26 protein-coding genes and 1 riboswitch are annotated in these 25111 nt (G+C 71.9%); of the genes, 6 read left to right on the top strand and 20 right to left on the bottom strand.

The window, feature by feature from the left end:
- Window positions 1–75: 75 nt before the first annotated feature.
- The 4 genes from Van01_RS11630 to Van01_RS11615 form a co-directional block, all read right to left on the bottom strand.
- A complete protein-coding gene (locus tag Van01_RS11630; protein ID WP_204005637.1) occupies window positions 76–903 on the bottom strand; it encodes an alpha/beta fold hydrolase in 828 nt (275 codons plus the stop codon).
- Window positions 904–960: 57 nt separating this feature from the next.
- Complete coding sequence (locus tag Van01_RS11625; protein ID WP_204005636.1) at window positions 961–2046, bottom strand: ATP-binding cassette domain-containing protein; 1086 nt, start codon at window positions 2044–2046, stop codon at window positions 961–963.
- Between the two features lie 109 nt (window positions 2047–2155).
- A complete protein-coding gene (locus Van01_RS11620) occupies window positions 2156–2923 on the bottom strand; it encodes a TIGR03943 family putative permease subunit (RefSeq protein WP_204005634.1) in 768 nt (255 codons plus the stop codon).
- A complete protein-coding gene (locus Van01_RS11615) occupies window positions 2920–3861 on the bottom strand; it encodes a permease (RefSeq protein WP_204025056.1) in 942 nt (313 codons plus the stop codon). The genes Van01_RS11620 and Van01_RS11615 overlap by 4 nt, the downstream gene beginning before the upstream one ends.
- Before the next feature lie 400 nt (window positions 3862–4261).
- A riboswitch (TPP riboswitch) is annotated at window positions 4262–4367 on the top strand.
- 71 nt (window positions 4368–4438) lie between these two features.
- Between Van01_RS11615 and Van01_RS11610 the strand changes: the two genes are divergently transcribed.
- From Van01_RS11610 to Van01_RS11600, 3 genes are all read left to right on the top strand, one after another.
- Window positions 4439–5029, top strand: a complete 591-nt coding sequence (locus Van01_RS11610; protein WP_204005631.1) for an ECF transporter S component — start codon at window positions 4439–4441, stop codon at window positions 5027–5029.
- Window positions 5030–5132: 103 nt separating this feature from the next.
- Window positions 5133–6569, top strand: coding sequence for an ABC transporter ATP-binding protein (locus Van01_RS11605; RefSeq protein WP_204005629.1), 1437 nt, complete (start codon window positions 5133–5135; stop codon window positions 6567–6569).
- Window positions 6566–7366: an energy-coupling factor transporter transmembrane component T family protein gene (locus tag Van01_RS11600; protein ID WP_204005627.1), complete on the top strand. Its 801-nt coding sequence runs from the start codon at window positions 6566–6568 to the stop codon at window positions 7364–7366. The genes Van01_RS11605 and Van01_RS11600 overlap by 4 nt, the downstream gene beginning before the upstream one ends.
- Window positions 7367–7489: 123 nt before the next feature.
- On the opposite strand, the gene Van01_RS11595 is transcribed toward Van01_RS11600, so the two are convergent.
- A complete protein-coding gene (locus Van01_RS11595) occupies window positions 7490–7717 on the bottom strand; it encodes a hypothetical protein (RefSeq protein ID WP_204005625.1) in 228 nt (75 codons plus the stop codon).
- 404 nt (window positions 7718–8121) lie between these two features.
- Here Van01_RS11595 and gnd point away from each other — a divergent pair, with 404 nt between their 5' ends.
- A complete protein-coding gene (gene gnd, locus Van01_RS11590; RefSeq protein WP_204005623.1) occupies window positions 8122–9567 on the top strand; it encodes an NADP-dependent phosphogluconate dehydrogenase in 1446 nt (481 codons plus the stop codon).
- Between the two features lie 102 nt (window positions 9568–9669).
- Here the strand turns inward: gnd and Van01_RS11585 are convergent, their stop codons facing one another.
- The 3 genes from Van01_RS11585 to recO form a co-directional block, all read right to left on the bottom strand.
- Window positions 9670–9855 (bottom strand): hypothetical protein, encoded by a 186-nt coding sequence (locus Van01_RS11585; protein ID WP_093407489.1) that lies wholly within the window; start codon window positions 9853–9855, stop codon window positions 9670–9672.
- An 89-nt stretch (window positions 9856–9944) separates the two neighbouring features.
- Window positions 9945–10721, bottom strand: coding sequence for an isoprenyl transferase (locus tag Van01_RS11580; protein ID WP_204006151.1), 777 nt, complete (start codon window positions 10719–10721; stop codon window positions 9945–9947).
- A 32-nt stretch (window positions 10722–10753) separates the two neighbouring features.
- Window positions 10754–11665: a DNA repair protein RecO gene (recO, locus tag Van01_RS11575; protein ID WP_239099007.1), complete on the bottom strand. Its 912-nt coding sequence runs from the start codon at window positions 11663–11665 to the stop codon at window positions 10754–10756.
- A gap of 126 nt (window positions 11666–11791) precedes the next feature.
- Here recO and Van01_RS11570 point away from each other — a divergent pair, with 126 nt between their 5' ends.
- The gene (locus Van01_RS11570; protein ID WP_204005621.1) at window positions 11792–12655 is read left to right on the top strand and encodes a DUF4097 family beta strand repeat-containing protein; all 864 of its coding nucleotides are present in this window, start codon (window positions 11792–11794) and stop codon (window positions 12653–12655) included.
- Here Van01_RS11570 and Van01_RS11565 read toward each other — a convergent pair.
- The 11 genes from Van01_RS11565 to hrcA all read right to left on the bottom strand — a co-directional run bounded on the left by Van01_RS11565 (window position 12642) and on the right by hrcA (window position 23045).
- Complete coding sequence (locus tag Van01_RS11565; protein WP_204005619.1) at window positions 12642–13736, bottom strand: acyltransferase family protein; 1095 nt, start codon at window positions 13734–13736, stop codon at window positions 12642–12644. The genes Van01_RS11570 and Van01_RS11565 overlap by 14 nt on opposite strands.
- Before the next feature lie 172 nt (window positions 13737–13908).
- Window positions 13909–14805: a GTPase Era gene (gene era / locus Van01_RS11560; RefSeq protein ID WP_204005617.1), complete on the bottom strand. Its 897-nt coding sequence runs from the start codon at window positions 14803–14805 to the stop codon at window positions 13909–13911.
- A complete protein-coding gene (locus Van01_RS11555; RefSeq protein ID WP_204005614.1) occupies window positions 14802–15179 on the bottom strand; it encodes a cytidine deaminase-like protein in 378 nt (125 codons plus the stop codon). The genes era and Van01_RS11555 overlap by 4 nt, the downstream gene beginning before the upstream one ends.
- Complete coding sequence (locus Van01_RS11550) at window positions 15172–16554, bottom strand: hemolysin family protein (protein ID WP_373306239.1); 1383 nt, start codon at window positions 16552–16554, stop codon at window positions 15172–15174. The genes Van01_RS11555 and Van01_RS11550 overlap by 8 nt, the downstream gene beginning before the upstream one ends.
- Window positions 16554–17027, bottom strand: coding sequence for an rRNA maturation RNase YbeY (gene ybeY, locus Van01_RS11545; protein ID WP_204005612.1), 474 nt, complete (start codon window positions 17025–17027; stop codon window positions 16554–16556). Before ybeY ends, Van01_RS11550 begins: the two co-directional genes overlap by 1 nt.
- A 15-nt stretch (window positions 17028–17042) precedes the next feature.
- Window positions 17043–18095, bottom strand: coding sequence for a PhoH family protein (locus Van01_RS11540; protein ID WP_204005610.1), 1053 nt, complete (start codon window positions 18093–18095; stop codon window positions 17043–17045).
- Window positions 18096–18277: 182 nt separating this feature from the next.
- Window positions 18278–19666: a serine hydrolase domain-containing protein gene (locus Van01_RS11535; RefSeq protein WP_204005602.1), complete on the bottom strand. Its 1389-nt coding sequence runs from the start codon at window positions 19664–19666 to the stop codon at window positions 18278–18280.
- Window positions 19663–20022 (bottom strand): histidine triad nucleotide-binding protein, encoded by a 360-nt coding sequence (locus tag Van01_RS11530; protein WP_099850456.1) that lies wholly within the window; start codon window positions 20020–20022, stop codon window positions 19663–19665. Before Van01_RS11530 ends, Van01_RS11535 begins: the two co-directional genes overlap by 4 nt.
- Window positions 20023–20067: 45 nt before the next feature.
- The gene (locus tag Van01_RS11525) at window positions 20068–20802 is read right to left on the bottom strand and encodes a 16S rRNA (uracil(1498)-N(3))-methyltransferase (protein WP_204005600.1); all 735 of its coding nucleotides are present in this window, start codon (window positions 20800–20802) and stop codon (window positions 20068–20070) included.
- Window position 20803: 1 nt separating this feature from the next.
- The gene (gene dnaJ / locus Van01_RS11520) at window positions 20804–21949 is read right to left on the bottom strand and encodes a molecular chaperone DnaJ (protein ID WP_099850452.1); all 1146 of its coding nucleotides are present in this window, start codon (window positions 21947–21949) and stop codon (window positions 20804–20806) included.
- A gap of 73 nt (window positions 21950–22022) precedes the next feature.
- The gene (gene hrcA, locus Van01_RS11515; protein WP_204005598.1) at window positions 22023–23045 is read right to left on the bottom strand and encodes a heat-inducible transcriptional repressor HrcA; all 1023 of its coding nucleotides are present in this window, start codon (window positions 23043–23045) and stop codon (window positions 22023–22025) included.
- A gap of 210 nt (window positions 23046–23255) precedes the next feature.
- Here hrcA and Van01_RS11510 point away from each other — a divergent pair, with 210 nt between their 5' ends.
- Window positions 23256–23849, top strand: coding sequence for a DUF4870 domain-containing protein (locus Van01_RS11510; protein WP_204005596.1), 594 nt, complete (start codon window positions 23256–23258; stop codon window positions 23847–23849).
- Window positions 23850–23875: 26 nt separating this feature from the next.
- On the opposite strand, the gene hemW is transcribed toward Van01_RS11510, so the two are convergent.
- On the bottom strand, window positions 23876–25099 hold the full coding sequence (hemW, locus tag Van01_RS11505; RefSeq protein WP_204005594.1) for a radical SAM family heme chaperone HemW: 1224 nt from the start codon (window positions 25097–25099) through the stop codon (window positions 23876–23878).
- Window positions 25100–25111: the final 12 nt, after the last annotated feature.

Genomic DNA, 25111 nt, shown 5'->3' with positions numbered 1-25111 from the left:
TCCGTCCACCGACGCGGGGCGTCCACGGGCGCGACCGGCCAGTGACAGAAAGCGCGCCATCGGTGCCGACCAGCCTCAGACCGGGCGTACCCGGGCCAGGATCGCCTCGGCAAGCGGCGTCGGCGCCTCGTCCGGGATCCAGTGGGTGACCCCGGTCAGTTGGACGAATCGGAAGTCCGCGGTCACGTGCGCGGCGCACGCCTGCGCGGCGACCCGCCCGATGGCGACGTCACCGTCGCTCCAGACGAACGTGGTCGGCACCGCCACCGGGCCGGTCGCCGCCAGATCCGCTTTCGACATCGCGCGATACCAGTTCAACGCGGTGGTCAGCGCTCCCGGCTCACGCATCGGATCGGCGTACGCGGCCACCCGGGCGTCGTCACCGACCCCGCGCAGCAGCCGGCGCAACCCGGCGGCACCCAACGCCAGCAGCGCCTTCTCGGCCACCCCCGGCTGCCGGAACAGCAGCATGTACGCCGAGCGGGCCTTCTGCTGCGGGTCGTGTGTCAACGCGTACGCCATGGCGGCCGGGTGCGGCACGGAAACCGCGGTCAGGGTTCGTACCCGGTCCGGGTGGGTGGCGGCCAGCGCCCACCCGACGACCGCGCCCCAGTCGTGTCCGACCACGTGCGCGGCGGGCACCCCGAGGGCATCCAGCACCGCCGCCGCGTCGGCGACAAGTTCACCGAGCCGGTACGCCTCGACCTCGGCGGGCCGGGCCTGCGGCGAGTAGCCCCGCTGGTTCAGCGCGTAGCTGCGCAGACCTGCCGCGTGCAGGGTCGGCAGCACGCCTTCCCACTCACCCGAGTGCTGCGGGAAACCGTGCAGCAGCAGCACCGGCTCGCCCTGCTCCGGACCCCCGGTGGCGACGTCGAACCGCAGACCCCGAGCCTCGATACGCATCCCGGCAGCCTACCGACGACCCGACACCGGCTCACAAAGGTGATACCAGGTCGGAGATCAACAGGGCGGCTCGGCCAGCGGCTCCATCCGGTTCCATCCGATCCAGCCTCGTTCGCGCAACAGCTCCTTCAGCCGCTGTATCCGGGGGTCGGACTCCTCGGCGAGCGCGTCCAGCAGGTCGTGCGGCATCTCGTCGTAAGACTCGTTGCTGACGTTCAGCTCGCCCGCGGCGTACGCCTGCTCGGCCAGGCAGGCCATGATGTCGGCGGCTTCCGCAAGTCGTGGATCATCGTCGACGTCGCCGTCGAAGACCTCGGACAGCACCCGGTAGAGCCGGACGATCCGCGGGTCGTCGAGCTGCGCGAGTTTGCCGGGCATGAACTCGCGGACGCTGTCGGGCCAGCGGGCGGCGACCAGGATCCATCCGTCCCGTTCACCCGCCACCACCCGCTCGGACGCACCGATCTCCCGAAGCCGATGAAGGTAGGCGGTCACCTCCGGGGGGAGCGTCAGGCCGTCGCCGGCCGCGAGCTGCGCGATCTGCCGACGGCTGGTCTCAAGCCGTTCGATCTCGTCCCGGAGGTGCCTGTCGATCCTGCGGATCGCCGCCGTGAACGTGGGCGCGTCGGCTTCGAGTAGCTCGTCGATCCGGGACAACGGAACTCCGACGTTGGCGAGAGTGCGGATCTTGATCATCGACACGGCCGCCAGCGCGCCGTACCGCCGGTAACCCGAGGCGTCCCGCTCCGGCTCGGGCAGCAGCCCGATCTGGTGATAGTGCCGCACCGTCCGCACCGTGACACCGGCGTACGGCGCCAGTTGGTTCTCTCGCCCGGTGAGGATCTCGTCGACGGCCGCGAACTGCCCGGTGAGGCTGATGGCCTCGCGTACGTCGGGCGCCTGGGCCGCGACGTCGAAGCCGTTGACGTGCGCGGTGCCCGCGTCGGCCTTGAGCAGCGTGGACAGGATCTTCACCACCGTGGTCTTGCCCGCCCCGTTCGAGCCGAGCAGGGCGAAGATGCTCCCCCGTGCCACATCGAGATCCACGCCGCGCAGCACACGCAGCTTCTGGTACGACTTCTCCAGGCCCCGGACACGAATCGCAGGCCCCTGAAGCTGACTGGTTGTCACAGGGACGTTCATGCCGGTCAGCATGGAGGGTTGACGCAGCGTCATGGTCAAGCCCGCAGCGACGCCGATTCGCGCTGGCGTCACACCAGACCGAATCCGGCCGGCCGCCGGCAAGGTGGTCCTAGTCGTACGGGCGCTTGGGCGCCGGCACCTGCCGCCAGGACTCGACCTCAAGGTAGGGAATCTCGGCATCGTTCACCGGATCCCGGCCGAGCCGGTCGCTGTAGCGGCCGGTCACCTCCACCCAGGTGTCGTCGGGCAGCCCGGCCGGCACGTCCCCGGTCAACCCGAGCTTGACCGGGCGGCCGTCGGCGGCGCAGCAGGACAGCACCATCCGGGCCAGGATCGGCTCGCCGTCTCCGCCGGTGGCGATGAAGCCGGTGAGCTGCACCCGCCGATCGCCTATCGACGTGCCTCTGTCGAACAGTGCCCGGGACGCGTAGTCCAGGACGCTCACCTGCACCGGGTCACCCTCGGGCAGCGGCGGGTAGTCCGACTGCTGCTGGCTGCTCAGCGCGGTGCCGGCCTGGCCCGCCGCGTACGAGCCGAGGGCCGGCGGGGCGACCAGCAGCAGGCCGAGCACCGGCAGGATCAGCAGCCACCCGACCCGTGGTTCATGGTGGGCGTGTCCGTGCCCGTCGTGGTCGTCGTGGCCGCTGCCGGAGCCGCCGGCCGGAGCGCCGCCGGCCGGGGCCAGCGCGCGGGGGGCCGCCGGGCGCAGCTCGTACCAGAGCGTCATGATCGCGGCGGCGACCAGCAGCAGACCGGCGGCGATCAGGAAGGGCCGCAGCCCTTCCTTGACGTAGCGCAGGTAGAGGTCGGTGACGCTGGCCCGGATCACCGCGCCACCGAGCAGCAGCAGGATCACCGCCTGCGCCTGCCGGTTCACAGCAGCACCGCCCCGGCACCCACGGCGACCAGCAGGGCCACCACGAAAGTGGTCGGCGCGAACCGGAAGGCGAACCGGCGGCCGAACACCCCGGCCTGCATCGAGATCAGCTTGAGATCGACCATCGGCCCCACCACCAGGAAGACCAGTCGTGACGTGAGGGAGAACTGGGACAGCGAGGCCGCCACGAAGGCGTCCGCCTCCGAGCAGAGCGAGAGCAGTACGGCGAGCAGCGCCAGGGCCAGGATCGACAGCCACGCGTTGTCGGCGAGGGTCTGCAACCACCGCTCCGGCACCAGCACGTTGATGCTGGCGGCGGCCATCGCGCCGAGCACCAGGAAACCACCGGCGTGGGTCACGTCGTGACGGACCGCAGCCCAGAAGGCCCGACCCCGGGACGCGTCGTCCAACTCCGGCCGACGCGGCATCCTGATCCACTCGGTACGCCCGAGCCGCAACCAGAGCCACCCCATGATCATGGCGACGATCAGGCTCGCGACGCCCCGGGCGAGCACCATCTCGGGATTGTTCGGGAAGGCGACAGCTGTGGCGGTGAGCACGATCGGGTTGACCGCCGGGGCGGCGAGCAGGAACGCCAGCGCGGCGGCCGGCGTGACGCCCCGTCGGATCAGTGACCCGGCGATCGGCACCGCGCCGCACTCGCAACCCGGCAGCACCACCCCGGCCGCGCTGGCCGCCGGCACCGCCAGCGCCGGGTGCCGGGGCAACGCCCTGGCCCAGAAGGACCGGGGTACGAAGACCGCGATCACGGCGGAGAGCAGCACTCCGAAGACCAGGAACGGCACCGCCTGCACCATGATCGAGACGAAGACCGTGGTCCAGGTCTGGATGCGGGGATCGTCAAGGGCGGCGGCGATCGGCTCCCGAAAAATGATCAGGACAATCAGCAGCGCCGCCAGCACCTCCACCGAGCCGATCCGGTCGCCGAGCCAACGCCGGGGTGGCTCGCCACCCGCGGACGCCGGAGGGCGTGTCCCGGTGTCCACGCCCCCACCGGAGGACCGGCCCTCAGGTTCGCCGGCTGGCACGGCCCGGTCAGTGTCTGTGGTCACCCGTCACCCTTCGGCCGTGGCGGATCGGCGCACTGAGATTACCGTCCGGCGTGGATGGCGTCGATGGATGTCACAGATTTGGCCGAGCCGCCGCTCCCCCGAGACGGCCCGCTCGGATATCCCGCCGCCAGCAGGCCACGCTTCCCGGGTCGGCAGGTCACGGTTCCCGCGCCACCGGATCACGGGCGGCAGGCACCCGTCGTGACCTGGGGAGATCACATTGCCGGTGGATCTTCGGTGGTGTTAGCGTCGGCGGGACAGACAACACCTCCGACAGGGGAGCGCACAGCGCTGAGAGTGCGGGTCCGCCCGCAGACCCTCCGTACCTGATCTGGGTAATGCCAGCGCAGGGAGTTCGGTCCACCTCCAGCCCGCCACCGTTCGGCGCCGCCGGCGGGGCGTGCGTCTTGCCTGGTTCGCATCTGGACTGGGAGCGACAATCGTGAAGACCACCGACAGCAACCGCTGGCGCACCATCGACATCGTGGTGGCCTCGGTCATCGCCGTCGCCTTCGGCGTCATCTTCTGGGCCTGGGGCCTGGTGTGGAGCGCCACCGAGGGCGCCTTCAGCTTCTTTCCGCCGGCACAGACCCTCATCTACGGGGTCTGGCTGGTGCCGGCCGTCCTCGGCGGCCTCGTCATCCGCAAGCCCGGCGCCTCGCTGTACTGCGAACTGCTGGCGGCGATCATCTCGGCCCTGCTGGGCAGTCAGTGGGGCACCATCGTCCTGTTGCAGGGCCTGATGCAGGGGCTCGGCGCCGAGTTGGCCTTCGCCGCCTTCCGGTACCGCTCGTACCGGCTGCCGGCCGCCCTGCTGGCCGGCGCGCTCACCGGTCTGAGCGCGGCCGTCTTCGACTTCGTCTACTGGAACGCCGAACGCGACATCGCCACCTACCGCCTGCCCTACGCGGCGCTCACCGTCATCAGCGCCACCGTGATCGCCGGCGCCGGCGCGTACGCCCTCACCCGCGCCCTGACCCGCACCGGCGTCCTCGACCGCTTCCCCGCCGCCCGCGACCGCCCCCTGGTCTGACCTCCCCGGAAACCATCTCGTCGATCATGAGGTTAGCGGCAATTTCGATCTCCACAGCAACCGTCAACCTCATGATCAACGGGAGAGAAGGGAGGGTGGGCTGGTGAGCGGGGTGCGGGTGCGGGGGTTCGGGTGGCGGCACGCCGGGCGGCGTGACTGGGCGGTACGCGGGGTTGATCTGCGGGTGGAACGTGGCGAGCGGGTGCTGCTGCTCGGGGCGTCCGGGGCCGGGAAGAGCACGTTGCTTGCGGCGTTGGCCGGGCTGCTACCCGAGGACTCCGGGGAGCACGCGGGCAGCATCGAGATCGACGGCCGGTCGGCGGACGAGGCCCGCGACCGGGTCGGCATCGTCTTCCAGGACCCGCAGTCCCAGCTCGTCATGGCCCGCAGCGGCGACGACGTGGCGTTCGGGCTGGAGAACCGGGGGGTGGCGGCCGGCCAGATCTGGCCGCGGGTGGACGAGGCGCTGGACCGGGTCGGCTTCCCGTACCACCGGGACCGGCCCACCGCGGCGCTGTCCGGCGGCGAACAGCAGCGCCTCGCCCTGGCCGGCGTGCTGGCGTTGCGTCCCGGTCTGCTGCTGCTCGACGAACCCACGGCCAACCTCGACCCGGCGGGCGCCGCCCTGATCCGCACGGCGCTCGCCCAGGCAGTCGACGCGGACACCACACTGATCCTGGTCGAGCACCGGGTCGCCGAGGCGCTGCCGCTCGTCGACCGGGTGGTGGTGCTCGAACCGGGCGGCGGGATCCGCGCCGACGGCCCGCCGGACGCGGTCTTCGCCGCACACGGCGACGCCCTCGCCGCCGAGGGGGTCTGGGTGCCCGGTCGGGAGATCCCGCCCCGTCGGGCCACCGGCCCGCCCGGCGAGGTGCTGCTGACCGCCGAGCGGCTCGGCCAGCCGCCCCGGCTGGCCGCCACCGACCTGACCGTACGCGCCGGTGAGGCGCTCGCCGTGCTCGGGCCGAACGGCGCCGGGAAGTCCACCCTGGCGCTGCTGCTCGGTGGCCTGCTCCGGCCGGGCACCGGACGGCTGGCGGCAAGCCCGGAGCTGGCCGGAGCCGACGCGCGTAGCGCGCCGCACCGTTGGCGGGCACCGGCGCTTACCCGCCGGATCGGCTCGGTGTTCCAGAACCCGGAGCACCAGTTCGTCACCGGCACGGTCTTCGACGAACTGGCCCTCGGGCCGAGGCGGACCGGGACCGCCGAGTCGGCGGTCCGCGACCGCGTGACGGACCTGTTGAGCCGGCTGCGGCTGGACCGGCTCGCCGCCGCCAACCCGTACACCCTCTCCGGTGGCGAGGCGCGGCGGCTGAGCGTGGCGACCGCCCTGGCCACCGCGCCCCGCCTGCTGATCTGCGACGAACCCACATTCGGCCAGGACCGGCGCACCTGGCGCGAACTGGTGGACCTCCTCGCCGACAGGCGCGACGCCGGTCACGGCCTGGTCACCGTCACCCACGACGCCGAGTTCGTGGCCGCCCTGGCCGACCGCACGCTGGCCCTCGAACCGCTCGACGCGGGACCGGTACGGCGATGATCACCCTGGAGCCGATCGCCCGTCCGGACGCGCCGCTGGCCCGACGCAATCCGGTGGCCAAGCTGACGGCGGCGATGCTGTTCACGTTTCCGCTGATGGCCACGCTGGACCCGGTCACCCCGGCGATCGCGATCGCCGTGGAACTGGCGGCGCTGCCGCTGTTCGGGGTGCACCCCCGGCTGCTGGCCCGACGGGTCTGGCCACTGCTCGCCGCCGGCGGCGGCATCCTGGTCACGCTCGTGCTCTTCGCCGCCGACCGGTCGGGCCGCGTGCTGCTCGACGCGGGACCGATAGTGGTGACCTCCGGCGTGCTGCTCACCGCACTCGGCCTGGTCCTGCGGCTGTTCGCGGTCGCGCTGCCCGGCGTGATCGTCTTCGCCACCACCGACCCGACGGACCTGGCCGACGCGCTTGTGCAGAACGCCAAGGCACCCGCCCGGTTCGCCATCGGCGCGCTCGCCGCGTTCCGGTTGGTGCCGCTGCTCGGCCAGGAGTGGCAGATGATCAGCATGGCCCGACGGGCGCGCGGCGTCGAGGCGGGACACAGTCCGGTGGCCCGGGTGCGACTGTTCGTCTCGACGGCGTTCACGCTGCTGGTCGGGGCGATCCGGCGAGGCACCCGGCTCGCCGTCGCGATGGACGCCCGGGGCTTCGACAGCACGGTGCCACGCACCTTCGCCCGCCGACAGCATTTCGTCGCGGCCGACTGGCTGCTCGTCGTCGGCGCGACAGCGACCGCCGGGGCCGCGCTCGCCGTCAGCGTGGCGCTCGGCGTCTTCCGCCCGCTGGTCGGCTGAACCCGCCGGTACCGGAACGGCACCTGCTCAGCGACGGATGCGGTCGTTGCCTGGCACCGGCGACGCGGGAGGGCAGGGGCCGGGTGCGCGTACCGACGCCGCACCCGGCCCCCGCGCGAACCGTCAGCTACGCCGGAACGCGTAGCGGCGGACCTGGCCGGCCCGCTGGCCCCGGCCCACCCCGGAGGTGCCGGTGGCCGGCGGACCCGCCTTCGGGGCGGTCGGCCGTACGGTCGGCAGGGTGGGCACCGGCGCGATCGCGACGTCGTCCAGGTTCGCCGGTGTGACGGCGGCGAGTTCGGCCGAATGACGGTCGGGACGGGACTTCCGGGAACTGCGCTTGGCGGGCATCTGTGCCTCCTCGCTGGGCCGGCGACCGGTGGACGGTCGGTCGGCCGCCTCGTGCGGACCGCCACCAGGGCGGTCGGGGACGGACGGGACTGCTGCCCCGGGACCGGCCACGGAAGACACCACAACCGCCGACGGCGGGTGGACACACGCGGACGCCCGGAGCACACGGGTCGCGGCCAGACGGCGGCGGACCCGGCTCGGAAAGGGGGCGTCAGTAGCGCATGCCCGCACGTTATCGCCCCCGGCGGCGCGGGCGCATCCGAATTACCGCCACCGTCGCGCGTCGGCATGGTGGTGCGCTACGCGACCACCTGATGACCAGCGGTGGGGGGACGGCGCGGGCCGACCCGGTGCCGCGATACCGTCGCAGCACTACAGGTAGACGGCGGAAGGTGGCGACGAGGATGGCGGATCGGGCTACGGCGCAGATCGGTGTGACGGGGCTGGCGGTGATGGGCCGCAACCTGGCCCGGAACCTGGCCCGCAACGGGTTCACCGTGGCGTTGCACAACCGCTCGCCGGAGCGGACCCGGTCGCTGGTGGCGGAGCACGGCGACGAGGGCACCTTCGTCCCGACGGAGTCCCTGGCGGACTTCGTCGCCGCGCTGGAGCGGCCCCGCGCGGTGATCATCATGGTCAAGGCGGGCGGTCCCACCGACGCGGTGATCGACGAGTTGGTGCCGCTGCTGGAAGCGGGCGACATCATCATCGACTGCGGCAACGCGCACTTCGCCGACACCCGTCGCCGAGAGGAGGCGCTGCGGACCCAGGGCCTGCACTTCGTCGGCACCGGTGTCTCCGGTGGCGAGGAGGGCGCGCTGTGGGGGCCGAGCATCATGCCGGGCGGCTCGGCCGAGTCGTACCGCAAGCTCGGGCCGATCTTCGAGAAGATCGCCGCGCAGGTCGACGGCGAGCCCTGCTGCCAGCACGTCGGGCCGGACGGCGCCGGTCACTTCGTCAAGATGGTGCACAACGGCATCGAGTACGCCGACATGCAGCTCATCGCCGAGGCGTACGACCTGCTGCGGGCCGGGCTTGGCGCGGAGCCGGCGGAGATCGCGCAGATCTTCCGGGAGTGGAACTCCGGTGAGCTGGAGTCGTTCCTGATCGAGATCACCGCCGATGTGCTGGCGCACACCGACGCCGCGACCGGGCGGGCCTTTGTGGACGTGGTGCAGGACCGGGCCGAGCAGAAGGGCACCGGCCGGTGGACCGTCCAGATCGCCCTCGACCTGGGTATCCCGATCACCGGCATCGCCGAGGCCACCTTCGCCCGGTCGCTGTCCGGGCACGTCGGTCAGCGTGAGGCCGCGCTGCGGGCCTTCCCCGAGGCCGGCGAGAAGTGGCAGGTCAGTGACCGCGAGGCGTTCATTGAGGACGTCCGCCGGGCGCTGCTGGCCTCGAAGATCGTCGCGTACGCCCAGGGCTTCGACCAGATCCGTGCCGGCAGCGCCGAGTACGACTGGGGCATCGACCTGGGTGGCACGGCGACGATCTGGCGCGGCGGCTGCATCATCCGGGCCCGCTTCCTGGACCGGATCAAGCAGGCGTACGACGAGCAGCCGGAGCTGCCCACCCTGCTGGTGGCACCGTGGTTCGCCGACACCGTGCGCGACGGCGTGCCGAGCTGGCGACGGGTGGTGGCCGACGCGGCCCGGGCGGGTGTTCCGGCCCCGGCGTTCGCCTCGTCGCTCGCATACTTCGACGCGCTGCGCGCCGACCGGCTGCCGGCCGCACTGATCCAGGGCCTGCGGGACAACTTCGGCGCGCACACCTACCGCCGGGTCGACCGGGACGGCGCGTTCCACACCCTCTGGGCCACCCCGGACCGGGCCGAGGTCGAGGCCTGAGCCACCCGCCGAGGTGAGGGCGGCTCATCACAAACTGCGGCATCTCGCGGTATCCGCTAGCTGGGATACCGCGAGATGCCGCAAGTCGGGTAACCGGTCGCGTCAGAAGAAGCGGCGGCGCTTGGCCTGCTGCGGGCGGATCAGGTCGGCGCCCTTGTTGAGCAGGCGGGTGGCCCGGTTGGGACCACGCCGGGACTCCAGCGTGTGGCTCAGTTTGCGGGCTCCGGCGGCGGCGACCGGCACCGCGATGGCCATCACCGCCCACTGCCCGATGCGCTTGCGGATCATATGGGTTCACCTCCGTCAGTTGCTGCTGTCAGCGGTGATACCCAGCGTGGCCGCCGGCTAAGCGCTCAGGTGGCCGCAACCACCGACGCTCAGGTGGCCGGGGCCACCGGGTTGGGCAGCGCGCCACCGAACCGGCGGTCGCGCTTGGCATACAACTCGCAGGCATACCACAGGTGACGACGGTCGAAGTCGGGCCAGAGCGTGTCCAGGAAGATCAGCTCGGCGTAGGCGCTCTGCCAGAGCAGGAAGTTCGAGGTCCGCTGCTCGCCGGAGGGCCGCAGGAACAGATCCACCTCGGGCACCTCGGGGTGGTAGAGGTACCGCCCGACCGTCTTCTCGGTGACCTTGGCCGGATCGAGCCGGCCGGCGGCCACATCCCGGGCGATCGCGGCGGCGGCGTCGGCGATCTCCGCCTGCCCGCCGTAGTTCACACAGAACTGCAGGGTCAACGTCGAGTTGCCGCGGGACATCTCCTCGGCGGTCTGCAGCTCGCTGATGACGCTCTTCCACAGCCGTCCGGCCCGGCCGGACCACACCACCCGCACCCCGAGGTCGACAAGCTGGTCCCGGCGGCGGCGGATGACGTCCCGGTTGAAGCCCATCAGGAACCGCACCTCGTCCGGCGAGCGCCGCCAGTTCTCCGTCGAGAAGGCGTACGCCGACAGGTACGGGATGCCGAGCTCGATGGCGCCCTCGACGGTGTCGAAGAGGGAGAACTCCCCCGCCTCGTGGCCCTTGGTGCGGGGCAGGCCACGCTCCTTCGCCCACCGGCCGTTGCCGTCCATCACCACCGCGACGTGGCGGGGTACCGCCCCCGGTGGCAGCGCCGGCGGTCGGGCTCCCGACGGGTGTGGTGTCGGCGGCACCGGCTCACGCCGGCCGGCCCTGGACGATCGGATCACTCGGTTGTCTCCCTGCTCACGTCCTGTGACGCCCGGTCGGGCGGCAGCGCTGCGCCGGTCGGGGCCACGGTGCCGGCGTCGCCGGTCGGTCGCCTCGCGCCGGCATCGCCGGCCGGTCGTCTGGCGCCGGGTGCCGACGGCCCGCCACCCCGGTCGACCAGCGGCAGCGAGCGTAGCGCGCGTTCCAGGTGCCACTGCAGGTGCGCCGCGACCAGGCCGCTGCACTCCCGGCGTACCCCGGTCTCGGTGGCGTCGGCGACCCGCCAGTCGCCGACGGTAAGCGCCGACATCAGGTCGATGGTGGCCGGGGCGGGGTGGGCGGCCCCGGGTGGCCGGCAGTCCGGGCAGACCGCGCCTCCGGCGGGCACCGAGAAGGCCCGGTGCCGGCCGGGGGTGCCGCAGACCGCGCAGGCGGTCAACGCCGGCGCCCAGCCCGCCAGCGCCATCCCGCGCAGCAGGTACGCGTCGAGCACAAGCGTGGTGGCGTGATCGCCCTCGGCGAGGGCACGCAGCGCGCCCAGGGTGAGCTGGAACAGCCGCAACGACGGCTCCCGCTCGACCGGGGTGAAACGCTCGGCGGTCTCGGCGATCGCGCTGGCGGCGGTATAGCGGGGGTAGTCGCCGAGGAACCGCTTGCCGTAGAGGTCGATCCCCTCGACCTGGCTGACGCTGTGCAGCGAGCTGCCGTACTCCCCCTTGGGGTCGCCGGCCAGTTGCAGGTCGACGTGCCCGAAGGGCTCCAGCCGGGCACCGAACTTCGAGGTGGTCCGGCGTACCCCTCGGGCCACCGCGCGGAGCCGGCCGTGGCGGCGCGTGAGCAGGGTGATGATCCGGTCGGACTCGCCGAGTTTCTGCACACGCAGCACCACCGCGTCGTCGCGGTAGAGCTGTCGGCGGTACCCGGCCATCGCGCCATTCTCCCCTCCGGCCGGACATCAGGTCCGACCCCGGGTCGGAATTCAGGGTCCGCTCGGGGTCACCGTGCCGGCGAACCCGGATGCGCGCCAGGTGGTGCCGGTCGTAGCGTGCTCGGCATGGCTTCGCACCGGACCATCGCCGTCCCCCGGCCCGCCGCCGCAGATCGGCCCACCGCCACGCGCCGAACCACCGCGACCCGAGGGAGCGCCGCGCGCCGGACCGGCATCGCGGTCGCCGCCACGGCCGCCCTCATCGTCCTGGTCGGGTGTGACAACCTGTCGTACCGGCAGCTGGATTTCGACACCACCGAGTCCGCCCGGATCACCACGATCCGAGTACTGCCCGGTTCCGGCGACGTGGTGGTCCGGGCCGACGGCGGAGCGGACGGGGTACGCGTCAAGCGCGTGGTCCGCTACCAGGGCGGCCAGCCGGACACGACGTACGAGATCAGGGACTCGGAGCTGGTGCTGGACACCTCCTGCGGCTCCCGGTGCAGCGTCTCCTACGAGGTGACCGCCGGCGAGGGGGTGGGCGTCCGGGGCGAGACCGGCTCCGGGGACGTCGATCTCAGCCAGGTCGGCCAGGTGGACCTCAAGGTCGGCTCCGGCAACGTGCGGGTCGCCGGGTCGACCCAGACGGTGCGGGTGGAGACCGGCTCGGGCGACATCGACGTGCACGACGTGACCGGACCCGTCGTATTGCGCGCCTCCTCCGGGAACGTGACGGGAAGCCGGCTCACCGGCGAGGTGGACGCGGAGACCAAGTCCGGCGACGTCACCCTCGAACTGGACAAGCCCGTCTCCGCGCGGGCGCACGCGTCGAGCGGCAACGTCGCGCTGACCGTGCCGGACGGGGCGTACCAGGTCCGGCCGAGGGCCGGCTCCGGCGAGATCGAACTGGGTGTGCCGGATGACCCCTCCGCCGCGTCCGTGCTCGACCTGCGTACCGGCAGCGGCGACATCACAGTCATCTCGCGATGACTTCCCCGTCTCGGCCGCGCTGTGCCGGAACCGGCTCCGCCCGACGCTCCACCGCTTCGGGGGTGGGCCGCGACGCCGGCCGGCGGCCACCCGGAATCAGCTCGGGTGGACGCCGCGCCGCGACGTCCTCGACCCAACCCACGATCGCGGTCACCAGCCCCACCAGCAGGAAGACCAGGACCACCCGGATCGCCAGGCCCAGCAGATTCTGATGTGACCAGCCGACCACGTCGACGAGCGGGGTGAGGGCGACCACGAACGCCATGTGCCACAGGTAGACGGTCAACGCCCGCCGGTTCAGCACCGTGACCGCCCGGCCGAACAGCGCGCTGCGGTCCACCCAGGCCGCGGCCGCCGGGGCCCGGCCCAGCGCCACCAGGATGAACGCGGCCGACCAGAGCGCGTTGCCGAGCGGAATGTCGTTGAGGTCGTAGCCACGCGGACCCTGGTGGGTCAGGATCCAGGCACCGCCCAACGCGGCGAGCGCCAACGCGGTCGGCAGCAGAACCCAGGCGCTCAGCCGGCGCAGCATCCCACTCTGGTGGGCGAAACCCAGCAGCCACGCACCGAAGTAGAGGCCGAACTCACGAAGCACGACAGGCGGCTCCGGATAGATGCCCACCTCGATGACAAGCAACAGGCAGTACGGAGCGAGCAGGGTGGGCAGTGGGAAGCGGCGGAACAGCCACAACGCGACAGGCGAGGCGAGCACGAACCAGAGGTAGTCACGCAGATACCAGATCGGGCTCAGCGCCAGCGCGCCCCAGTAGTTCGCCGGCGGATCGGCCACCGGGAAGAGCCAGAGCAGCACCGCCGGGGTGAACGGCAACCCGGTGAGCAGCATCGCCGGCACGAAGATCGCCGCGACCACCCACAGCGACGGCAGCAACCGCCGTAGTCGCCGGCCGACAGCGGTCGGCCCGGACCGCAGCAGCGACGCGGCCATCAGCGATCCAGCGAGCGCGAACATCACCGACATCGCCGGGAACAGCAGTGTCAGCGAGGCCCACCCGGTGACGTGGTAGACGACGACCCGCACGATGGCCAGGGCGCGCAGCAGGTCCAGGTATCTGTTTCGCATCAGCCTGCATCTGTGTCGGGGGCGCGTAGGCTCTTGTCCCTCCTACCCTCCGTTGCCCGCCCACGAAACAGTCAGACACCCACCGCGATAGTGAAACTTCCCATATGCCTGACCGGTCCCGATCAGTAGATACGGTGCCCCTCGTCCGATTCGACCGGCCTGCCCGATCGGCTCAGAACCCGAGCTTGCGCATCTGCTTCGGGTCGCGTTGCCAGTCCTTGGCGACCCGCACGTGCAGATCGAGATAGACCTTCGTGCCCAGCAGCTCCTCGATCTGCCGCCGCGCGGCGGTGCCGACGCCCTTGAGCCGAGCGCCCCGATGCCCGATGACGATCGCCTTCTGGCTCGGCCGCTCCACGTACACGTCGGCGTAGATCTTCGTCAGCCGACCCTCCGGAATCATCTCCTCCACCACGACGGCGATGGAGTGCGGCAACTCGTCCCGGACGCCCTCCAGGGCGGCCTCCCGGATCAGCTCCGCCACCAGCACCTGCTCCGGATCGTCGGTGAGCATGTCGTCCGGGTACAACTGCGGCGACTCGGGAAGATAGCGCGTCATCACCTCGACCAGGGTGTCAACCTGGTGCCCGGAGACCGCGCTGACCGGCACGACCTCCGCAAAGTCCCCCAACTCGCTGACGGCGAGCAGTTGCTCGGCCAACCGTTTCCGATCGACCAGGTCGGTCTTGGTGACCACCGCCAGCACCGTCGCCTTCAGCTCGGCAAGCTCTCCGGTGATGAACCGGTCGCCACGACCGATCGGCTCGTCGGCCGGGATGCACAGGCCGATCACGTCGACCTCGCTCCAGGTCTGCCGGACCAGGTCGTTGAGCCGCTCACCCAGCAGGGTGCGGGGACGGTGCAGGCCCGGGGTGTCGACAAGCACGAGCTGCGACTCCGGCCGGTGCAGCACCGCCCGGATGATGTGCCGGGTGGTCTGCGGCTTGTTCGAGGTGATGGCGATCTTCTGCCCGACGATGGCGTTCGTCAACGTGGACTTGCCAGCGTTGGGACGCCCGACGAAACACGCGAAACCGGCCCGGTAGGCGCGCCCGCCGCGTTCGTTCATTCGGTCACCGTGCCGAGCACCGTGCCGTCCGGACCGGCCACGTGCACCGGCGCATCGGCGGCCAGGTCGCGCACGGCCGCGTACCCGGCACCGTCCAGTGTGGATGCCTCGGTCACCACCACCGCGGCCTCCAACCGGGTGGCACCCGCGGCAGCCGCCGAGGCGACAGCCAGTTGCAGCGCGGTGATGGTCAGCGAGGGCAGCGACACGCTGGCCGCCGCGTAGGTTCGGCCGTCCTGATCCCGGACCGCGGCACCCTCCACGGCACCCACCCGGCCCCGGGCACCACGGGCGAGGATGACCAGCTTGCCATCCTCGGCGCTCAGTTCGGTGCCGGTGGACCGGGCGGCCGGTACGGCCTGTGACTCAGGCATCGGCGGGCTGCCTCTCTTCGGATCGATCGTTGTCGGAACGCGACGCGGTCGGCTGGCCGGCCGCGTCGTCAGGGGTGTCTGTCGGCTCCACCCGGCGCACCAGCACCGTGTCGATCCGGTTGCGGCGACCGGTGGTGCCCTCGGCGACCAGCCGCAGACCTGCCACCTCGACCTGCGCGCCCGGGATCGGCACCCGCCCCAGGGACTGCGCGAGCAGACCACCCACGGTCTCCACCTCGTCGTGCGGCAGCTCGGTGTCGAACAGCTCGCCGAGATCCTCCACCGGCAACCGGGCGGTGACCCGCACCGCACCGTCGGGCAGGTGCTCGACAGGTGGACGCTCGACGTCGTACTCGTCGGTGATCTCCCCGACGATCTCCTCGAGGATGTCCTCGATGGTGACCAGACCACCGGTGCCGCCGTACTCGTCCACCACGATGACCAGGTGGTTGCGGGCGGCCTGCATCTCCGACAACAGATCGTCGACGGGCTTGGACTCGGGCACGAAGGTCGCCGGCCGCATCAGCTCGGCCACCGGCAGCTGATGATCCTCAGCGGCCCCACCCTGGGTACGCCGGATCAGATCCTTGAGGTAGAGGATGCCGAGCACGTCGTCGACGCTCTCGCCGATCACCGGGATCCGGGAGAACCCGGAGCGCAGGAACAGCGCGAGCGCCTGGGAGAGGTTCTTGCCCGACTCGATCCACACCATCTCGGTACGCGGCACCATAACCTCGCGGGCGATCGTGTCACCCAGGGCGAAGACCGAGTGGATCATCTGCCGTTCGCCGTGCTCCACCACACCCCGCTGCTCGGCGAGGTCGACCAGCTCACGCAGCTCGACCTGGGTGGCGAAGGGCCCCTCACGGAACCCACGGCCCGGGGTGACCGCGTTACCGATCAGGATCAGCAGGGAGGCCAGCGGGTTGAGTACCCGACCCAGCCAGCGCACCAGCGGGGCGGCCGAACGGCCCACCGCGTACGCGTGCTGCCGGCCCAGGGTGCGCGGACCGACGCCGACCACGACGAAGCTGACCACTGTCATCGCCCCGGCGGTGACGAGCGCCGCACGCCAACCCGCGCCGAAGGTGTCCACCGCCACCAGCGCCACGAGCGTGGTGGCGGTCAGCTCGGCGAGCAGCCGGAGCAGCAGCAGGAGATTGAGATGCCGGACCACGTCACCGGCGACCGCCTGGAGGGTACGGGCGCCCCGGATCCCCTCCCGGGCCAGCTCGGCCGCCCGGGCCGGGGAGACCGCGGCCAGGGCCGCCTCGGTCATCGCGATCAGGCCGGCGAGCACCACCAACCCGGCAGCGAAGACGAGCAGTTGCAGGTCGGGTAGGCCGGTGGCGGCCGCGGCCAACGAAGTGTCCATCACCGGGAGCGGGCCGACCGCCAGCTCGCCAGCAACCGGGCCTGGAGCCCGAACATCTCCCGCTCCTCCTCCGGCTCCGCGTGGTCGTAGCCGAGCAGGTGCAGCACACCGTGCACGGTGAGCAGGTGCAACTCGTCGGCGGTGCCGTGCCCGGCGGTCGCGGCCTGCTTCGCCGCCACCTCCGGGCAGAGCACGATGTCGCCGAGCAGCGCCGGCTCACCACCGGCGGCGGCGCTCTCACCCGGCCCGTGGTCGACGCTGCCCTCGTCCATGGGGAAGGCGAGCACGTCGGTCGGGCCGTCGCCGCCCATCCACCGATGGTTCAGCTCGGTCATGTAGTCGACGTCGACAAGCAGCACGGAAAGCTCGGCGAGCGGGTTGACCCCCATCTCGTCGAGCGCGTGCCGGGCCACAGCGAGCACGGCGTCGGTGTCGACCTCGACACCGGACTCGTTGGCGATCTCGATGGACAACTGTCTTCCCTCGGTCTAGCGGCGCCGGCCGCCGCGGTTGCCCTGAGCGCTGCGCCCGGACACCGCATGCACACCCTGCGCCTGCTGGTTCTCGGCGTCCCACCGCGCGTACGCGTCGACGATCTCTCCGACCAACCGGTGACGTACCACGTCGGCGCTGGACAGTTGCGCGAAGTGCACGTCCTCGACACCGTCCAGAATGTCCCGGACGACACGCAACCCGCTTGTCGTCCCACCGGGCAGGTCGACCTGGGTGACGTCGCCGGTGACCACGATCTTGGAGCCGAAGCCGAGCCGGGTGAGGAACATCTTCATCTGCTCGGGCGTGGTGTTCTGCGCCTCGTCGAGAATGATGAATGCGTCATTAAGCGAGCGACCCCTCATGTATGCCAGGGGGGCGACCTCGATCGTCCCGGCCGCCATCAGCTTCGGGATGGTCTCCGGGTCGAGCATGTCGTGCAGCGCGTCGTAGAGCGGACGCAGGTAGGGGTCGATCTTCTCGTTGAGCGTGCCGGGCAGGAAGCCCAGTCGCTCGCCGGCCTCGACCGCCGGCCGGGTCAGGATGATCCGGTTGATCTGCTTGGCCTGCAACGCCTGCACCGCCTTGGCCATGGCGAGGTAGGTCTTGCCGGTACCCGCCGGGCCGATGCCGAAGACGATTGTGTGCCCGTCGATCGCGTCGACGTAGCGCTTCTGCCCGAGCGTCTTGGGGCGGATGGTGCGCCCGCGCCGGGAGAGGATGTTGAGGGTGAGCACCTCGGCGGGGCGCTCCGTACCACCCTGTTCGAGCATGCCGACGGTACGCCGGACGGCATCTGTGGTCAGGGTCTCGCCTTTCTCGATGAGTTCGAGCAGCTCGCTGAAGAGCCGCTCGGCGAGGGCGTTGTCGGCGGGAGCGCCGGTGATGGTGATCTCGTTGCCACGCACGTGCACGTCACTGTTCACCGAGCGCTCGACCAGTCGCAGGATCTCGTCACCCGCGCCGAGCAGGTTGACCATGATCTTCGAGTCGGGAACCGTGATCCTGGTCTGCACCCGGGGCGGGCCGGGAGGTGGGGTGCCGGTCATAGGTCGGGCCCGAGGGCCCTGCGCCACCTGCTCTCGATCTCGGTGCCGGGCCCGTGGCACGGCGTGCGGACGTTGCGTCCATCGTATCGGGTCAACGACGCGGACACGCTGCCCATTTCCGCCGCCGTGGCACCCCGCAGCACTGGACAGAACAGGCATTTCGGCCGCCGGTGACTGCCGGTTCAGGCGCGGAAGTCGAAACCCTCGAAGGTCTCCTGACGGCGGGTGAACCGGTACGTCGCCCAGTGCATCCGGACCACCACGCCCGCGGAGTCGCGGGTCAGCCGGAGCAGCTCGCCGTTCTCCCGCCCGGCGACGGTACGAAACACGTCAGGTCGCTGCGGCACCGGGGCGAAGACCGCCTGCGGCTTTCCCGGTGGGTCAGCGGCGCCACGGGCCCGCAGCGCCCCCTCGTGCCACGAGAAGACGTACTCGAAGCCCTCGCCCCACCAGCGGCCGAGCAGCCCGCGTACCTCCGGCGGCGCCGGATCGCCGGGCCGCCACGGATCGATGTCGGCCGGGTCTTGATCGACTGCGGCGGCGAGCAGCCGGTGCGGCAGCTCCAGCAGCTCGACGGCGGTGCCGGAGGAGCCCAGCACGGCGGCGCCGAACGCGGCCGGGGCCCCCTCGCCGCCGCGTCGGCCGTACACCCCGGCGAGGAAGCCGGGCATCGCCCCGTCGTGCCCGACGTGCACCACCCGCTCCCCCTGCGGCACCAGGATCAGGCCGAGACCGAACCCACCGGCCCACACCGCCTCGTCGGTGACCGTCACCGGCCAGCGCATCTCGTCCAGGGTGGCCGGGGCGAGCACCCGGCCCACCGCGTCCATCGCCGCCGGGTCGGCCAGGAACGCGGCCCACCGGGCCATGTCGGTAGCGGTGCTCCACAGTTGCGCGGCCGGTCCGACCGCGCCGAAGTCGGTGGGTGGTTCCGGATGCGCCTCGTCGGAGTACGCGTCGACGAGGAACCCGGTCGCGGCGCGCGGGCCCGAGGTGACGGTGGTGGCGGTCAGTCCGAGCGGAGTCAGCACCCGGTCGCTGAGCACCTCCGCCCAGGTGCCACCGCGTACCTGCCCGACCAGGTGACCGAGCAACGCCATGCCGAGATTCGAGTAGTGGTAGCGGCGTCCGGGCGGCAGCACCCGCTCGGCCCGGGCCAACTCGGCGACGAGCTGCTCGGCGTCCGGCGCGCGCAGCGTGTCCCAGACGTCGCCGTCCGGCTCCCGTTGCAGGCCGGCGGTGTGCGACAGCAGCCGGCGTACGGTCAGCTCGCCGTGCGCCGGCAGGTCGACGTGCCGCCGCAGCGGGTCGTCGAGGTCGAGCAGCCCGTCGTCGCGGCACTGCATGACCAGGACCGCGGTGAAGGTCTTGGTCACCGAGCCGATCCGGAACCGGGTCTGCTCGTCCAGGGCCGTGTGGGTGCCGGTGCCACCGGCGGTGCACGTCCACAGCGGCCGGTCGGCGCGATGCACCGCGGCCGAGATCGCCGGCACCCGGGCCTGCGCCTGGACCTGACGCACCATCCGGTCCAGGTGACGGGCGGCGGAGGTGCGGCCGGCGGCGGAGGTCATCCGAGGTTCCGGGCCAGCATCGGGCCCAGTGGCGCGCCGCCGAGGACGTGCGCGTGCACGTGGAAGACCTCCTGGCCGCCGTACGCGCCGGTGTTGAACATCAGCCGGAACCCGTCGCCGAGCAGGCCCTCGTCCTCCGCCACGGCGGCGGCGGTGGCGAGCACCTCGCCGGCCAGCGCCGGATCTCCCTGACCGAGCGTGGCCACGTCCGCGTAGTGCTCCTTCGGCACGACCAGCACGTGGACCGGCGCCTTCGGGTCGATGTCGCGGAAGGCGAGGGTGGTCGGCGTCTCACGGACCACGGTGGCCGGGATCTCTCCGGCGACGATGCGGCAGAACAGACAGTCGCTTCCCATCCGGGCAGTGTAAGGAAGAGATCCCCGGCGGCGTCCCTGCGACGCTCACCACCGCAGCAGGCGGGTGGCGAGGACGGCGAGGGCGGCCACGCCCGCGGTGGAGGTACGCAGCACCGAGGTGCCGAGCCGGACCGGCCGGGCACCGGCCTGCTGGAAGGCCGACAGTTCGTCCGGGGTGATGCCGCCCTCCGGCCCCACCACCAGCACGATCTCGCCGTGGTCGGGCAGTTCGACGGTGGTCAGCCGGTCGGTCGCCTCCTCGTGCAGTACGTACCCGGCGGCTGCACCGGCGATCCGGCGTGCCACCGAGGCGGTGGCTTCGTCAGGTGCCCCCGCCACCACCGGCAGCCAGGCCCGTCGGGCTTGCTTCGCCGCCTCCCGGGTGGTGGCCAGCCATCTGCCGCGGGCGCGTAGGCCCCGGTCGCCGCGCCACTGCACCACCGAGCGGGTCGCCGCCCAGGGGACGATCTCGTCCACCCCTGCCTCGGTCATCGCCTGCACGGCCAGCTCGCCCCGGTCGCCCTTGGCGATGCCCTGCACCACCACCAGTCGGGGGTTCGCCGCGTCGACGTACCCCCGGTCGGTGACGTCGAGGTCGAGGACGCCCCGGCCGACGGCGGTGACCACGGCGGTGGCCGTGCCGCCCCGGCCGTCGGCGAGCAGCACCTGCTCGCCGACGCGTAGCCGTTGCACGGTGGCGGCGTGGTGGCCCTCCGGGCCGTCCAGCACCATCGAGTCCGTCGTCGGCAGCGACTCGACCAGGAACAGCGGGGCGGACACGTCAGGCGTGACCGTTGAAGGCGTCGCGCATCCGGGAGAAGAACCCGCCCTGCTTGGTCAGCTCGGCCACCTCTTCGCCACGCGTCTTGGCGAACTCGCGCAGCATCCGCTCCTGCTCGGCGTCGAGCTTGGTGGGGGTACGCACGTCCAGGTGGACGTAGAGGTCACCGCGCCCGGCGCCGCGCAGGTGCGGTACGCCCCGGGCCCGCAGCCGCAGGGTGCTGCCCGGCTGGGTGCCCGGCTTGACGTCGACAGGTTCCTCGCTGTCGAGCGCCTTGATGGTCAGCCGGGTGCCGAGCGCGGCGGCGGTCATCGGCACGGTGACCCGGCAGTGCAGGTCGTCGCCCTTGCGGGAGAAGACGTCGTGCGGTCGTTCGTGGATCTCCACGTAGAGGTCCCCGGCGGTGCCGCCACCCGGGCCGACCTCGCCCTGCTGCGCGAGGCGGATACGCATGCCGTCCTCCACCCCGGCGGGGATCTTGACGGTCAGCGACCGACGGGTGCGTACCCGACCGTCACCGGCGCAGGTCGGGCAGGGGTGCGGGATCGTGGTGCCGTAGCCCTGGCAGACCGTGCACGGCCGGGCGGAGACCACCTGGCCGAGGAAGGTGCGCTGCACCGACTGAACCTCGCCCCGACCGCCGCACGCCTCGCAGGTGGCCAGGTGGGTGCCGGCGGCGGTGCCGGCGCCGGAGCAGGTGGTGCAGAGCACGGCGGTGTCCACGGTGATCGGCGCCTCGACGCCGAAGGCGGTCTCCTGGAGGTCCAGTTCCAGGCGCAGGATCGCGTCGGCGCCGGGGCGGGTGCGCGGTCGCGGACCTCGTCCGGCGCCGGTCGCGCCGCCGAAGAACGCGTCCATGATGTCCTGGAAGCCGACGAAGGGTCCGGCTCCGCCGGGGCCGCCCGGGCCGCCGGGCCCACCCCCGCCGGGTGCCAGCGGGTCGCCGCCGAGGTCGACGATCTGCCGTTTCCGATCGTCCGAGAGGACCTCGTACGCGGCGTTGATGTCCTTGAACTTCTCCTGTGCCTCCGGGTCCGGATTCACGTCCGGATGGAACTGGCGCGCCAGCTTGCGGTAGGCGCGCTTGATCTCGTCATCGGAGGCACCCTTGCTCACGCCGAGAATGCCGTAGTAGTCCCTGGCCACTGCGTTCCGTGTCCTCGTGTTCGTCTCGAGTTACGCCGTTCGGCGGCGGCAGCCTGCCGGCGGCCCTGACTTGTCAGTTCTGGGCCAGCAGCTCGCCCACGTAGCGTGCCACGGCCCTCACCGTGGCGATGGTTCCGGGGTAGTCCATCCGGGTCGGTCCCAGCACGCCCATCCCCCCGACGATTGTCGCGCCCGGGCCGTACCCGGTACTGACCACGGAAGCCGCCCGCAGGTTGTCGTACTCGTTCTCGTCGCCGATGCGTACCCGCAGGGTGCTCGGCTCCACCTCACCGATGAGCTTGAGCAGCACGACCTCCTCCTCAAGCGCTTCGAGGATGGGGCGCAACGAGCCCTGGAAGTCGAGCAGGCCGCCCCGGGCGAGGTTCGCGGTGCCGGCGAGGGCGAGCCGTTCCTCGTGCCGTTCGACGAGCGTCTCCAGCAGCACCGTGGACAGGGTCGTCATGGCCGGGCGCAGGTGCGGCGCGCAGTCGTCGATCAGGGCCTGCACCAGCGGCGGGGTCTCCGACAGGCGGACTCCGACGAGTTTCTCGTTGACCAGCCGGCGCAGGTCCAGGACGTCGTCGGCGAGGACCGGTGCGGGCAGTTCGACGAGCCGCTGCTCGACCCGGCCGGTGTCGGCGATCATGACGAGCATCAGCCGGGTGGTGGAGATCGGCACCAGTTCCAGGTGACGCACCCGGGACCGGGCCAGGCTCGGGTACTGCACGACGGCGACCTGACGGGTCAGCTGTGCCAGCAGCCGCACCGTGCGGTGCACCACGTCGTCGAGGTCGACGGCGCCGGCCAGGAAGCGCTCGATCGCCCGGCGTTCGGCCGGGCTGAGCGGCTTGACCCGGCTCAGCCGGTCGACGAAGAGTCGGTAGCCACGATCGGTGGGCACCCGCCCCGCGCTGGTGTGCGGCTGGCGGATGTAGCCCTCCTCCTCCAGCACGGCCATGTCGTTACGGACCGTGGCAGGTGAGACACCCAGCTGATGCCGTTCGACGAGTGACTTGCTGCCGACCGGCTCCTGGGTGGCGACGTAGTCCTCGACGATCGCGCGGAGCACGGCGAGCTTGCGGTCGTCCAGACCCATCTTCCCCACCTCCTGTCGCAGGTCAGCTCTCAGCGTCGCGGCCACCAGAGGAACACTCTGGCACTCGACTGTAGCGAGTGCCAGTCTACGTCGGGGGCCCAGCGGACGCGATGATCAAGTCGTCCCGGCTGTCATCGGACCGATCGGCGGGTTGACACTCGCCGGTGTCGCTCTGGTGCGCCGTTGCCGGTGACACCTACCGTGACCTCCATGACTGAACCACCTCGTCCCCCGGACTCCGGCGACGAACCCACGACACCACTGTCCGGCTCACCTGGCCAGGGCGGCTATCCACCGCCCGGCGGCTATCCACCCCCCACCGGCGACCAGCCGCCGCCGGCCGGCTATCCCCCACCCGGTGGCTACCCCCCGCCCGGCGGTTACCCGCCGCCGGGAGGGCCAGGTGTCGGCTACCCGACCGGCGGTTACGGCCCTGCGGGTGGTGGCTACGCCAACAACGAGGACAAGACCTGGGTCCTGATCGCCCACTTCGGCGGCCCGCTCGGCGTGGTCGTCGGTGGCGGCCTCTTCGGCTGGGTGGCGCCGCTGATCGCGATGATGACCCGCGGGCAGCAGTCCCCGATCGCCCGGGCGCACTCCGTGGCCGCGCTGAACTTCCAGCTCACCTGGGCCATCGTCGGCGTGCTGAGCTGGGTGCTCGCCACGATCACCTGCGGCATCCTGTTCTTCGCGCCGATCATCGCGGGGATCGTGCCGGTGATCTTCGGCATCATCGGCGGGGTCAAGGCCAACGACGGAGTGCTCTACCAGTACCCGATGAGCTACTCCTTCGTGAAGCGCTGACCGGCCGGGCCGCCTGGTGACGGGGATCAGGGCAGCAGGTCGCGGACCACGGCGTCGGCGAGCAGCCGGCCGCGCAGGGTGAGCACGGCACGGCCGGCTGCGTGGGCGGGCTCGGCGAGCAGACCCTCGGCGAGGGCCCGCGCCGCGCCCGCTCGCCCGGCGTCGGTGAGCACGTCCAGCGGCAGGCCGGAGGCCAACCGCAACCGCAGCATGACCTCCTCCATGTGCGTCTCGTCGCCGGTGAGCACCTCCCGGGCCTGCCCGGGTGACCCACCGGTGGCGAGGCGTTTGGCGTACGCACCTGGATGTTTGACGTTCCACCAGCGCACGCCGCCGACGTGGCTGTGCGCCCCCGGCCCGAGGCCCCACCAGTTGCTGCCGGCCCAGTAGAGCAGGTTGTGCCGGCACCGCGCGTCAGGTGTGCGGGCCCAGTTGGAGACCTCGTACCAGGAGAAACCGGCCGCGTTGAGGGCGGACTCGGCGGCCAGGTACCGGTCCGCGGCCACGTCCTCGTCCGGGTACGGCAGCTCGCCACGGCGCATCCGGGCGGCCAGCCGGGTGCCGTCCTCGATGATCAGGGCGTACGCGCTTACGTGGTCCACGCCGGCGGCGACCACCTGGTCCAGCGAGGCGGCGAAGTCCTCGGCCCGCTCCCCCGGCGTCCCGTAGATCAGGTCGAGGTTGACGTGGTCGAACCCGGCGTCACGGGCCTCCAGCGCGGCGGCGGTGGCCCGGCCGGCGCTGTGCCGGCGATCCAGCACCGCGAGCACCCCGGGCGCGGCCGACTGCATGCCCAGCGAGATCCGGGTGTACCCGGCCGCCCGCAACTCCTTCAGCGTGGTGGGTGTCACCGACTCCGGGTTGGCCTCGGTGGTCACCTCCGCGTCGGCGGCCAGCCCCCAGGTCCGGTCGATGGCGTCGAGAATCCGGGCCAGGTCGTCGGTGGGCAGCAGGGTGGGGGTGCCGCCACCGACGAAGACCGTCTCCACCCGGGCGGGCGGAGCCTCGCCCAGCACCCGGGCGGCGAGCGCCAACTCCGCCAGCACGGCGTCGACGTAGCCCTCCCGGGTTGCCCCACCGCCCAACTCGTCGGCGGTGTACGTGTTGAAGTCGCAGTAGCCGCAGCGGCTCGCGCAGAAGGGCACGTGCACGTACACCCCGAACCCCCGGGCGCCCACCGACGCACGGGCGGACGCGGGCAGCGACCCGTCGCCGGGGACGGGCTCGCCTGCTGGAAGGACGCCGGGCATGGCCACTAGTGT

Origin of the sequence: Micromonospora andamanensis, assembly GCF_016863495.1 — a bacterium.
Taxonomy (GTDB): Bacteria; Actinomycetota; Actinomycetes; order Mycobacteriales; family Micromonosporaceae; genus Micromonospora; species Micromonospora andamanensis.
The sequence above is the reverse complement of the archived record's forward strand: the minus strand, read 5'-3'. Positions and strand labels throughout refer to the sequence as shown.